Below are 12,671 nucleotides of genomic sequence, written 5' to 3'. Positions count from 1 at the left end.
TGTAAGAGTATCTCCCGAAAAAGGAAAAAAATATATAGTTTCTTTTGGATATTTTTTAATACTAAACCTTCTCTTTAGAAAGAATTAATCCATTGCTCAATAAGTTGAACACCTTCTTTGTGTGTGATTGTTCTACCAAGAGGAGGCATCATGTAGTAGGTATCGGTTTGGGTATTAACTCTATAATACAAAATAGATTGCCCCACGTTATTCGGTTGCACAATTCTCCCATTATATCCTGGAACAAAATGTTGTGCAGGGACACCGACTCCCATTTCTTGTGGGTCGATTGTTTTGGTATACGCAAATCGCAAATCAAAAACATCGGCCTCTCCTTGATCAGTATGACAATGGGAACAATTGGCATCAAAATACGAACGAACTCTCAAATTTAACGGCTTTGAAACATCATTATAATCAACTACAGATTCAATAGTTGATGGCACATTATCTTCTAGAAAGCCAACCTCAATAAATTTAGTCAATTGATTTTTTTCTCCATCTGAATAGGGAAACGAATAATTTAGATTTTGTGGTTTTAATCCAATAGGGAATCTACTTCCATTTATTGCCCCATGACATCTTTTACAATCAACAACTGGAGAAGGTATTTTGTAATTAATTTGCTTAATTATATTGTTTTCATCCTTCCAAGAAATAGCAGTTTGGGAACCTTGTGTTTGTAGATAAGCTTCCGTTTGATCATCATTCCAGACATATTCGGCAAAAATCCATCCATTGGCTCTGCGAATCATGATTCGTGTTTCAATAATACGAGTCGTTAAGTTTGGTAGTGTATTCGCATAGAAAAACGTTTTTATCAAAGCAGTACCTATGGGAAAATTAAGACTATTTTCAGCTCCATTATAACTTGCTTTCACTCCTTTTGGAATAAAAACAAAGCGTTTTTTTAAAGCGTAATCTGTAAACAATTCGCTAGCTGGACGATAAGGCAAAACACCATAAACAGGACTCAAATTTTTTAACTCGCCCTCAAAAAAATGATACTCCGATAATTTTTGATAAGGCACTAAAGCTAAATCAATGTTGACCGGTGTTTGAGGAACAGCAACATATTCTTCGTTCGACGAACTACAAGAACCTAATGAAATAGTAAAAAGCACTATCCAAATAACTCTATTTAACTTAACGAAAAACATTCTAAAAAGAGGTGCTAATAGTCATCGATAATCCTGAACTCTCAGGGACATAACGACAAACCCCTCCTACACAAACCAATCCGCCTCTTTGTCGACCATAATTCAAAGCAACTCTTGTTGCTTTAACTCTATAGGAACCTCCAAAACTGTAATAATGGTTTCTTAAATAATCCGTATCGTTTCCATAGTTATACAAATCTGTAGAATAAAACGAGATTTTCGAATTGATATTAAACTCTATCGTAGCTGCGACCCAATTTTTCTTGTCATGATCTGCCCATAGATGTTCACCGACCACACGAATTGACCGAGTAGATGCAAATCTATATGTCGTTTCTGCAGTCAAAATATTTGATTTTACTTCGCCTGTAGTTTCTTGAATCATTTTCTTGTTGTAATATTGATTCACATAACTAAAAATAGATTGCCATTTTGCATTCCATTTTTTAGTAATTTCTACATTAAAATCGGTAAAATATCTTTTTCCAAATCCAAAAAAATCCGTTTTATAATCTTGAGGATTATAAAGGTAAAACGTTCCTGATAAAGCATTCCAATTAGAGAAATTTGCGGCTATTTTCATTCCGTTTTTACCTCCAAATTTAGTCCCTTTTTTGACTTCATAAAACACATCTATTTGTCCTCCTATTTCACCCGCTTTTACCAAATCTTTGTCTGCCAATATCACATTAGGTTGAGCTTGATAAACATAGATATTAGCTAAATTATAATGTTGTTGTTTAGTTAAACTTGGTATAAAATTCATAATTCGATCGTTGTATGAATTTCCTTTAGCGGCTCGTTCAGAGAAAAAACTCATATTCTCTATTCTTCTAAAGGTTCCATTTATTCCAAATCTTTTTTTCGAATACCCTGAATTTAGCAAAAGAGCACTTCCTGGTTTTATTAGATTATTGTCTATTTGATCTGTAACTTGCACCACGGCATCCTTCGACTTATAGTCAAATTCTGTTGATACATAAAAAGATTGGTTATTCAGGTTTAATCTCCCAGAATATCCGTTTGTTAAAGATGCAAATTTAGGATTTTCAATTGCTGTCTTTTCATCTCTTCCTAGGTAGGAAAACCCAAGGGACAGCTCAGTTTCTTTATACTTTAATATTTCAGAAAGCGTAACTTCAGCATCAAAACCAAAAATGGTACTTTTTGTTACATCAAAGCCCGTTCTTTGATTTCCACATAACGCTTTCATAGTTAAATAAGTCGTTGGTTTATAAACAATTCTACCTCCACGCAATGCATTATTGATTCCAAGAGCTCTATCTTCCCAACTTCTAAACAGCAATCCACTTCCAAATTGTTCGTAAAAATATCCTCCTGTGACATCAATCGTATTGGACTTATATTGAACAAAATACGTCCCAACATTAATCCCTTGGTATTTTGGATTCATGTTGAGAAGGGCATTATCCTCATAGCTTTCTCCTTGTATTCCCGCAGACCATTTTTTATATTTATAATTCAAAAAAAGATAGCTGTTGGAACGCAACGGTTGATCGGGATGGGTTGTCGGATTATTAAATTCATCTTTCAACCCCTTATCATTGAGATACCATTGCGAATTGGATTCAAATCCACCACTTACAACGCCAAATTTTTGGGAGAATGCAATAGATGAAAACAACAAAAAGGCTATGATTTTTATTTTCATACTACAAAGATTTTAATTTTTCGAACAATTCTACTTCACTACCAGGCACATATCCATTTTGAATATGAACGATTACACCATTTTTTACTACCACAGTGTAGGGAATATTTGCTATAGAAAGTGCTCTTTTTAAATCTTGATTTGTATCCAATATAATTTTATAGTTCCAATCTTTCCCTTTAACTAGGGGTTTTACCCGCTTTTGTGTTCTAGAATCATCTGTTGCCACAGCAACAATTTCTATGTTGAGACTTTTTTTCCACTCTTCTTGTAAATCATTCATTTCATCTAGTTCATTGATGCATGGAGAACACCAAGTTGCCCAAAATGAAAAAATATAAATTTTATCTTTCTCTAAAAAATCGTCTTTTACAGAGACTTTTTTACCCTCTAAATCGAACAAACTTACATCTGGTAGTTTTTTCTGAGCTACAGCTGACAATCCAAAAAACAATACAAGAAAGGCTATTTTTTTCATAAAAAATCATTATTTTTACAAATAAATAAATAATTGTTCAGAAATTAAAATTTATTTTATTTTATTTGTATACTCGATTGATTAATTCATCATATAGAATAATGAAAAAAGTATTTTTATTTGTATGCGTAATAGGTCTGGGGATTTTATTTTCTTGTAGCGACACCATTGTTAATGAAAACAAACCCGATCAAAGTGTTAATGCTCCTGCAATTTCTGGGTATTTCAAAAAAAGAGTGCTCATTGAAGATTACACCGGTACTTGGTGTGGGAATTGCACACGCGTAGCTTATGCGATTGATCAAGTCAATGAACAAACCGACAAAGCAGTTGTGGTGGCGATTCATAATGGAAACGACCCCTATAGTTTTGATGGCATTGCTCCTTTAAAAAATTTAATCTTACCCAACAGCCCATTAGCTTTGCCTGTTTCAAGATTAAATAGGATGAATGTTTGGACTTTTCCAGAGCCAACGAATACTCAAGATGCCTTAAATTTAACAGGAAACAACACAACATTAGGATTGGCAATGAATTCGAGTATCTCTAATGGCACTATTGATTTAGATGTAAACATGAAATTCCTTGAGGATTTTTCAGATTTAAAATTGGTGGTCTATCTCCTTGAAGATAAATTAATTTACCCTCAACGCAATTACACTGATTATTACAATGCTGTAAATCCAATAAATGATTACGAACACAATCATGTATTGCGAAATGCTCTTACCAATATTTTGGGGGATGACCTAAACGGGACAACTCATGGCACCACAATTACTAAACATTTTACATTACCAATTCCGACCTCTGTGACTAACCCTTCAAACATAAGTTTTGTGGCATTTATTACAGGTAGTGACAACAAATCTTTAAATGCAAGGGCATCAAAAGCTAATGAAAATCAGGCATTCGAAATCAATCCCTAATAAAGAAATTCTCAATACTCATAAAGGTCGCTGTTTAGTGACCTTTTTTTTGTATGTTTGCTTTTCAATCAAAACCTCATGACGTTTTTAACTCTTTTACTTCAAGTCAATATTGACGAAAAAATAAAAAAAGCTCCCGACAACAGCTATTTAATTGGAGCTTGGATTGGAGAAGTACTCCCTTTTGCACTATTAGCAGGGGTTTCTTATCTTTTTTACTACTATGCCAAAAAGAAAAGAAACAATATGTAATTTTGCTAACACAATAAAAAAAGATACATGAGTACGATTAGAATTACTAAAATATTTAATTTTGAGACGGGACATGCCTTATTTGGCTACGATGGAAAATGTAAAAATGTTCATGGGCACAGTTACAAATTATATGTTACAGTAATAGGAAAACCCATTACAGATACTAAAAACACTAAATATGGTATGGTTATTGACTTTTCCGATTTAAAAAAAATTGTAAAAGAAGAAATTGTAGATGTTTTTGATCATGCCACTGTTTTCAATAAAAACACCCCTCATATCGAATTGGCCGCTGAGTTACAAACGCGAGGACATCATGTTATCTTAGTTGAATACCAACCTACTAGCGAAAATATGGTCATTGACTTTGCAAAAAAAATAACGAACAGACTTCCTGAAGGCATTCAATTACACGCTCTTAAACTCCAAGAAACTGAAAGTTCCTATGCCGAGTGGTATGCTAGTGACAATGAATAATACCCTTTACCAATGACACTAAAGAAAATATATTTTGCCTCAGATCAACATTTTGGCGCGCCTACTCCAGAACAAAGTTTTCCTCGAGAACAAAAATTTGTAGCATGGCTTGATGCAGTAAAAAATGATGCAGAAGCTATTTTTCTTCTAGGGGACTTATTCGACTTTTGGTTTGAATATAAAACAGTTGTTCCAAAAGGATTTGTTAGGGTACTAGGAAAATTGGCTGAACTCCGTGATAATGGTATTCCAATTTTTTTCTTTGTTGGAAATCATGATTTATGGATGGCTGATTATTTTGAAAAAGAACTTAATATTCCCGTGTATCATGACAATAAAGAATTTGTTTTTAATAACAAGATATTTCTTATAGGTCATGGAGACGGCAAAGGTCCAGGAGACAAAGGATACAAAAGAATGAAGAAAGTCTTCACTAATCCGTTTTCAAAAGCGTTATATCGTTGGCTTCATCCCGATATTGGCGTAGCACTAGCGCAACACCTCTCCGTAAAAAACAAACTGATATCAGGCGCTTCTGACGTAAAATTTTTAGGCGAAGATAAAGAATGGCTCATTCTCTATGCAAAACGTAAACTAGAAACAAAACATTATGATTTTTTTGTCTTTGGACACAGACATTTACCCTTAATTTTACCCATAGGTTCTCAATCCCAATATGTTAACTTAGGAGATTGGGTAAATTATTTTACCTATGGCGTATTTGACGGGTACCAATTCGAGATAAAAAAATACTAGTTTTTAATGTCTTTTACCCTCAGTTGTATAGAAACATTACCATTAAATTCATTTTCGTCAATGCAATAAACCGCATCGAATAAATTTGTGCTTTGTACCATTGCTATCTTTTGTCCTAGTCCAAAGCCAATGGCAGAAAACCCCTCACTTTCATTTTGTTTAACAAACATTTTCAAATGCTCGTCTTTTTGACCCAATGGTTTCGCATACCCTGTATCTCTGATCTTTTTAGACATAAAAACTGGAGCCATATTTTGGGGTCCGAAGGGTTCAAATTGTTTGAGTAATCGCACTAATTTCGGCGTTATCTCTGTAAGATTTATTTCTAAGTCTACTGAAATTTCAGGAATCAATAAATCAGGAGAAATGGTATTTTTGACTACTTGTTCAAAGGCTTCCTTAAAATTTGGAAAATTTGCTTCATGTAAAGTCATTCCTGCAGCATACATATGTCCTCCAAATTGTTCTAAATGTTCCGCACAGGCTTCCAGAGCATTGTAAATGTCAAAATCTTTCACAGATCGTGCAGAGGCGGCCAATTTATCGCCACTTTTTGTAAATACAATCGTAGGGCGATAATAGGTTTCTGTCAATCGGGAGGCCACGATTCCTATTACGCCTTTATGCCAATTTTCTTGATATACAACCGTAGTAAATCGGTTTTGCTCTTCGTTATTTTCAATTTGAGCAAGCGCTTCTATGGTGATTTGTTTGTCTAAATCTTTTCGATCTGCATTGTGTTGTTCTATTTCTGAGGCAAAAACTTCGGCTTGTTTCAGATCAAATTCAGTCAATAAAGCCACTGCAGCATTACCATGTTTAATTCTACCTGCTGCATTGATTCTTGGTGCTATAATGAAAACTACATCTGTAATAGTTAACACTTTTTTCTTTATATTCTGAACCAATGCCATAATTCCTGGTCTTGGATTCGTATTAATCACTTCCAATCCAAATTTTGCTAAAACGCGATTTTCACCTGTAATTGGTACAATATCGGCGGCAATGGCTGTAGCAACCAAATCCAAATAAGGAACTAAATCTAAAACGGATTGATTTCTATTTTGGGCCAAAGCCTGGATAAGCTTGAACCCCACACCACAACCACAAAGTTCATCATAGGGATACGTACAATCGTCTCGTTTAGGATCTAAAACCGCAACTGCTTCTGGTAGAGCATTTCCTGGTCTATGGTGGTCACAAATAATAAAATCAATATTTTTTGCATTGGCATAAGTCACGTGATCGATAGATTTAATTCCACAATCCAAAGCAATTATAAGTGACATTTCGTTATCGGCTGCAAAGTCAATTCCTTTATAGGAAATCCCATATCCCTCATCATATCGATCGGGTATATATGTAGCGATATTGGGATAATAACTACGCAAATAACTCGACACTAAAGAGACTGCCGTGGTACCATCAACGTCATAATCCCCAAAAACTAGAATATTCTCGCCTTGTTCAATTGCTTTTTCAATACGGTTGACAGCATTATCCATATCTTTCATGAGATACGGATTGTGCAAATCGTCTAAAGTGGGTCTGAAGAATGTCTTGGATTGCTCGTAGGTGGTAACCCCTCTTTGTACTAATAATGTTGCGATGATTTCGTCAACTCTAAGTTCGTTTTGTAGTTTTTGAACTTGTTCTTTTTCTGGCTTCGATTGTAAAGTCCAACGCATAAATTGTGAATTAAAATTATAAATTATGTTTTTATGGCTTATATTTTGTAAATGTATAAAATTCTTTTGATATTTAAGCTGTTGCCAAAATATTTGCAGATTCAGTCGTGATTTACTTCACACTTTTTCCTGCAACCACGGCTACAATTTCGCCCTTTGGTGCTTTATGCTCAAAATGTTTGAGTACTTCTTCAGCGGTTCCGCGAATGGTTTCTTCGTGTAATTTTGACAATTCTCTTGATATAGAAACTGGTCTATCTGCACCAAAATACTGCGTAAATTCGGCTAAGGTTTTCACCAATTTATAAGGTGACACATAAAAAATCATGGTTCGCGTTTCTTCTGCCAAGAACAAATAACGCGTTTGTCTTCCTTTTTTTTCGGGGAGAAATCCTTCAAAAACAAATCGATCGTTGGGTAGACCGCTGTTCACTAAGGCAGGGACAAAGGCTGTGGCACCAGGTAAACATTCCACTGCAATGCCATTTTCCACACATGCCCTCGTTAATAAAAATCCTGGGTCCGAAATTGCTGGGGTTCCCGCATCGGAAATTAGAGCAATCGTTTCGCCTCCTTTCAATCGGGCGACTAAATTTTCAACAGTTTTATGTTCGTTGTGCATGTGATGACTCTGCATGTGTGTAGCAATCTCAAAATGCTTTAATAATTTCCCGCTGGTACGTGTATCTTCTGCCAAGATTAAATCGACTTCTTTTAAAACCTGAATGGCTCTAAAAGTCATGTCGTCGAGATTGCCAATGGGTGTTGGAACTAAAAACAGTTTGCTCATTTATGAAAACTTTTTAGCCACAATTTCGATAAATCTTTCGGCATAATCATTTACCCCTTCCCAATTATTGTAATCGGGTTTGATGATTTCTTCTATAAAATCTTTGGCCTCCTCTAGGGTTGTAAACGTATTAAGCTGTGACAATACACGATTGTAGTCTTCTGTACTGCCGCCAAATAAGTTTTTCACAAAAGCAATGCGGTCATTCAAACCAATATTAATCGCTTTTGAATGTTGCTCATTCAACGATAGGGGTTGCTCTTCAATACTACTTTTCAACGAAGGAGGTACCACGATGTCACTAGGTTTAACAAATTCAGGTTCGGTATAATCTCCAAGAATATCTTGCAAAATCATTTGTTTAGGTTCCATTTCATTGGAAGATTCGGTTTCTTTTATGTCTTCTTCAAAAGAAGCTTCGGCTGCCATTTCAAAAATAGGATCAAAATCGGGGGCTGACTCAGAAACAGGGGTTTCCTCTGTTAATTCTGCTGCTGTTGGCTGCTCTAGTTCCGCTTCTGTTGCGGTTGGAACCTCTGCTGTTTCTTCTATCAATTCTTCAACAACTTCTGAAACTGCTGCCTCACTTGTTGAGTCATTATTAATAAAAGCACTTAGTTTTTCTTCTAAATCTTCTGCTTCAACAGACGTTTTTACTTGTTCATAATTGTCGCCATAGAATTTCAAAACAGTCAATGCCTCATACAACTTTTGGGTTTCAAAATACAGTTTGTCAAGCTCCGATTTGTTTTTTAATTTCAAAATTCGGTGTGCAATGCTTATTAATTCGGCTTCCAATCTTTTTTTCATAACTTTAATGCGTTGAAGTGAAATTTCTTATAAGAATTTGATATTTTTGTTTTGTACAAATGTAACAGAAATTCCTGTTTCATAATAACGAAATTATTAAATGTTTCTCGAAAATACTGTAAATCATAAAGAACAATTTGGCTGGATTGAAGTAATCTGCGGTTCGATGTTCTCTGGAAAGACCGAAGAACTCATCCGAAGACTCAAACGTGCGCAATTTGCCAAACAAAAAGTGGAGATTTTTAAACCTGCCATCGATACTCGTTATGACGAAGAAATGGTGGTCTCGCACAACAAGAATGAAATTCGTTCCACACCCGTACCAGCGGCTGCCAACATTGCTATTTTAGCTCAAGGTTGCGATGTCGTAGGAATTGATGAGGCTCAGTTTTTTGATGATGAGATTGTAAAAATTTGCAATGATTTAGCAAACTCTGGCATTCGTGTTATCGTTGCTGGATTGGATATGGATTTTAAAGGAAACCCTTTTGGACCGATGCCTGCGCTGATGGCTACTGCCGAATATGTAACAAAAGTCCATGCCGTTTGTACCCGAACAGGCAACTTAGCGCACTACAGTTTTAGAAAAGCCGACAGCGACCATTTGGTGTTACTTGGAGAAACCGAAGAGTACGAACCTTTAAGTCGGGCGGCCTATTTTAAAGCCATGCGAGAAAACTTGGAAGTAAAAGATGCCGAACTTTTGTCTGAGAAAAAAGAAGAATAATTTTGACCCTTTCCATCCGAAATATCATTCCAATCATTAAAGCTACTTTTGTTGGTATAAACGATATCGCCATAGTAGATCACATTTCTATTGATAGTCGTTCGCTACAAAATTCAGAAAGTACGCTATTCTTTGCTTTAGTCGGCCCCAACAATGACGGACATAAATTTGTCGCCGATCTTTTTGAAAAGGGTGTAATGAATTTTGTTGTTAACTATATCCCTTCTAACGTACAAGGAAAGGCCAATTTTCTTGTGGTTGAGAATTCCGTTCAGGCATTACAAACGTTTGCTACCACTTACCGTAGTGATTTCAATTTTCCAGTGATAGGAATCACAGGAAGTAACGGAAAAACCATCATCAAAGAATGGTTGAATTTCTTGCTAAGTCCCGATTACAATATCATTCGCTCACCCAAAAGTTATAACTCCCAAGTTGGGGTACCGCTTTCGGTTTTGGGAATTAACGAAAAACACAACCTCGGGATTTTTGAAGCTGGAATTTCTACCATAAACGAAATGGCTAATCTGCAACGCATCATCCAACCTACCCTTGGAGTATTATCCAATATTGGTTCGGCTCACAACGAAGGCTTTCATGATGTTGGCGAAAAAATAAAAGAAAAATTAAAACTATTCTCGTCCGTTGAGGTTTTAATTATGAATAAAAATCGAACCATAGAAGCGTTTCTGAATCCCAAAATCAATACGTTTACATGGAGTTCTGAAGATGGTAAAGCCGATGTTTTTGTAAGAGCTAAAGAAAGTCCTGATAAAACAGAACTTCAAATTACTTTTCAAAAGTTGTGTTTTAAAATCATGATCCCTTTTGCTGACCAAGCGTCAATTGAAAACGCTATGCATTGTTTGATGGTCTTGTTATATTTTAAATATGATCATGAAACCATTCAACATCGAATGGCCATGCTTTATCCCGTAGAAATGCGCTTGAAAGTTAAAAATGGCGTAAACAATACTACCCTGATTGATGACAGTTACAGTTCCGATTTTCAGTCGTTAAAAATCGCGTTAGATTTTCTAGAAAGTCAAAAGCAATATAAAAAGAAAACGCTTATTCTCTCGGATATTTTTCAAAGCGGATTGGTTACTGAAGAATTGTATTCGCAAGTTTCGCAGGTGATTGTTTCCAATAAAATCAATCGTGTGATTGCCATAGGAAAAACCATTTCTGGATTTAAAAGCAAGTTTCCCAATTGCCTCACTTTCCAATCTACAGCGCAGTTTTTAGACACCATCGACAAAATTACATTTGAAAACGAAACCATTCTGATAAAAGGAGCACGCCATTTTCATTTTGAGGAAATTGTAGCCACCTTAGAAGAAAAAACCCATGAAACCGTTTTGGAAATCAATCTCAATGCCATAAGTCATAATTTGAATTTCTATAAATCGAAGCTTCAACCAGAAACCAAATTGATGGTTATGGTAAAAGCGTTTAGTTATGGCAATGGAGGCTTTGAAGTTGCTAAATTGCTGTCACATCACAAAGTCGATTATCTAGGGGTGGCTTTTGCCGATGAAGGAATTTCGCTAAAAAACGCAGAAATTGAGTTGCCTATTATGGTTTTAAATCCTGAAAATACGAGTTTTGCAGCCCTTATTCAACACCAATTAGAACCTGAAATTTATTCCCTAAAAGGACTCACAGCTTTCTTAAAAATTGCCGAACAAAAGAAATTGAAAAACTTTCCTATTCACATAAAACTCGATACAGGAATGCATCGTTTGGGATTTGAAGAAGAGCATATCGACGAACTTATTGCAATATTAAAAAACAATACCAACGTTCAAATAAAAAGCATCTTATCCCATTTAGCTACCAGTGATGACATGGCATTTGTAGATTTTACTTTGGCGCAAATAAAATTGTTTGAAAAACTATCATCACAATTGATGAATGCTCTACAAATCAAACCCATTCGACATATTTTAAACACATCTGGAATTTCCAATTTCCCCCAAGCCCAATACGATATGGTTCGTTTAGGCATTGGTCTTTATGGTGTTTCTAATGATGATGATGAACAAAAGTTACTAGAAAATGTTGGAACATTAAAGTCGATTATTTCTCAAATCCGAACCATCAAAGCAGGAGAAAGCGTGGGCTATGGTAGAAGATTTATGGCTGAAAAAACCACCAAAATTGCTACTATCCCAATTGGTTATGCAGATGGAATTTCTAGACATTGGGGAAATGGTGTCGGATATGTTGTCATCAAAAACAAAAAAGCTCCTGTTGTAGGAAGTGTTTGTATGGATATGCTTATGGTAGACATTACTGATATTGATTGTAAAGAAGGTACAGATGTTATCATTTTTGGCGAAAACCCAACCGTATCTTTTATAGCAAAACAACTGGGCACCATTCCGTATGAAATTATGACGAGCATTTCGCAACGAGTAAAACGCGTTTTTTATAGAGAATAAAAAGTTATTTTGTAACTTCGTGTCTACTAATTTAAAACAATACGATCATGGGAATGATTTCAGAATTTAAAACCTTTGCCACTAGAGGCAACGTAATTGATTTAGCTATAGGGGTTATTATTGGAGGTGCTTTTGGTAAAATTGTAAGTTCGTTTATTGATGATGTCATTACGCCTTTATTGTTAAAACCTGCACTAGTAGCGGCTCATTTATCAAAAATCGAGGAATTAACCATCTTTGGAGGAGTTAAATACGGTATGTTTTTATCGGCAGTAATTAATTTTCTTATAGATGCTTTTATTTTATTTTTAATTATTAAAGCTATTAATGCCACAAAAAAGAAAGAAGAAGCCAAACCAGCAGTTTCCTCTAGTCCAACTCAAGAACAACTCTTAACCGAAATTAGAGATTTACTAAAAAAACAATAGACCGCTACATTATATATTCTAACTAAACCGCTTTAAAACTAAAGCGGTCTTTCT

General features: G+C 35.3%; 13 protein-coding genes. 7 read left to right on the top strand and 6 right to left on the bottom strand.

Going from position 1 to position 12,671, the window contains the following annotated elements; genetic code table 11:
- Positions 1-74: 74 nt before the first annotated feature.
- Genes CLV55_RS07970 through CLV55_RS07960 form a run of 3 tightly spaced genes read right to left on the bottom strand, consistent with a single transcriptional unit; the run spans position 75 to position 3,310 of the window.
- Positions 75-1,160, bottom strand: coding sequence for a hypothetical protein (locus tag CLV55_RS07970; protein ID WP_112113226.1), 1,086 nt, complete (start codon positions 1,158-1,160; stop codon positions 75-77).
- A gap of 1 nt (position 1,161) precedes the next feature.
- Positions 1,162-2,832 carry a DUF6029 family protein gene (locus CLV55_RS07965; protein ID WP_112113225.1) on the bottom strand — a complete coding sequence of 557 codons (1,671 nt, stop codon included), beginning with the start codon at positions 2,830-2,832 and terminating at the stop codon, positions 1,162-1,164.
- Position 2,833: 1 nt separating this feature from the next.
- Positions 2,834-3,310: a TlpA family protein disulfide reductase gene (locus CLV55_RS07960; protein WP_112113224.1), complete on the bottom strand. Its 477-nt coding sequence runs from the start codon at positions 3,308-3,310 to the stop codon at positions 2,834-2,836.
- 101 nt (positions 3,311-3,411) lie between these two features.
- Here CLV55_RS07960 and CLV55_RS07955 point away from each other — a divergent pair, with 101 nt between their 5' ends.
- The 4 genes from CLV55_RS07955 to CLV55_RS07945 all read left to right on the top strand — a co-directional run bounded on the left by CLV55_RS07955 (position 3,412) and on the right by CLV55_RS07945 (position 5,727).
- The gene (locus CLV55_RS07955) at positions 3,412-4,239 is read left to right on the top strand and encodes an Omp28-related outer membrane protein (protein WP_112113223.1); all 828 of its coding nucleotides are present in this window, start codon (positions 3,412-3,414) and stop codon (positions 4,237-4,239) included.
- Between the two features lie 78 nt (positions 4,240-4,317).
- Positions 4,318-4,491 carry a hypothetical protein gene (locus tag CLV55_RS12890; protein ID WP_170122245.1) on the top strand — a complete coding sequence of 58 codons (174 nt, stop codon included), beginning with the start codon at positions 4,318-4,320 and terminating at the stop codon, positions 4,489-4,491.
- Positions 4,492-4,518: 27 nt separating this feature from the next.
- On the top strand, positions 4,519-4,971 hold the full coding sequence (locus tag CLV55_RS07950; RefSeq protein ID WP_112113222.1) for a 6-pyruvoyl trahydropterin synthase family protein: 453 nt from the start codon (positions 4,519-4,521) through the stop codon (positions 4,969-4,971).
- A 12-nt stretch (positions 4,972-4,983) separates the two neighbouring features.
- On the top strand, positions 4,984-5,727 hold the full coding sequence (locus CLV55_RS07945) for a UDP-2,3-diacylglucosamine diphosphatase (protein WP_112113221.1): 744 nt from the start codon (positions 4,984-4,986) through the stop codon (positions 5,725-5,727).
- Here the strand turns inward: CLV55_RS07945 and recJ are convergent.
- From recJ to CLV55_RS07930, 3 genes are all read right to left on the bottom strand, one after another.
- Positions 5,724-7,415, bottom strand: coding sequence for a single-stranded-DNA-specific exonuclease RecJ (gene recJ, locus CLV55_RS07940; protein ID WP_112113220.1), 1,692 nt, complete (start codon positions 7,413-7,415; stop codon positions 5,724-5,726). The genes CLV55_RS07945 and recJ overlap by 4 nt on opposite strands.
- A gap of 112 nt (positions 7,416-7,527) precedes the next feature.
- A complete protein-coding gene (gene rsmI / locus CLV55_RS07935; RefSeq protein WP_112113219.1) occupies positions 7,528-8,205 on the bottom strand; it encodes a 16S rRNA (cytidine(1402)-2'-O)-methyltransferase in 678 nt (225 codons plus the stop codon).
- Complete coding sequence (locus CLV55_RS07930; protein WP_112113218.1) at positions 8,206-9,015, bottom strand: hypothetical protein; 810 nt, start codon at positions 9,013-9,015, stop codon at positions 8,206-8,208.
- Positions 9,016-9,115: 100 nt separating this feature from the next.
- Here CLV55_RS07930 and CLV55_RS07925 point away from each other — a divergent pair, with 100 nt between their 5' ends.
- The 3 genes from CLV55_RS07925 to mscL are packed head-to-tail and all read left to right on the top strand — an operon-like array spanning position 9,116 to position 12,617.
- Positions 9,116-9,742, top strand: a complete 627-nt coding sequence (locus CLV55_RS07925) for a thymidine kinase (RefSeq protein ID WP_112113217.1) — start codon at positions 9,116-9,118, stop codon at positions 9,740-9,742.
- A gap of 2 nt (positions 9,743-9,744) precedes the next feature.
- A complete protein-coding gene (locus CLV55_RS07920; protein WP_112113216.1) occupies positions 9,745-12,189 on the top strand; it encodes a bifunctional UDP-N-acetylmuramoyl-tripeptide:D-alanyl-D-alanine ligase/alanine racemase in 2,445 nt (814 codons plus the stop codon).
- A gap of 47 nt (positions 12,190-12,236) precedes the next feature.
- Positions 12,237-12,617 (top strand): large conductance mechanosensitive channel protein MscL, encoded by a 381-nt coding sequence (gene mscL / locus CLV55_RS07915; RefSeq protein WP_112113215.1) that lies wholly within the window; start codon positions 12,237-12,239, stop codon positions 12,615-12,617.
- Positions 12,618-12,671: the final 54 nt, after the last annotated feature.

The sequence above is a fragment of the Flavobacterium aciduliphilum genome (assembly GCF_003268855.1).
In the GTDB taxonomy this organism is placed as follows: Bacteria; Bacteroidota; Bacteroidia; order Flavobacteriales; family Flavobacteriaceae; genus Flavobacterium; species Flavobacterium aciduliphilum.
This window is presented reverse-complemented; position numbering and strand designations above follow the sequence as displayed.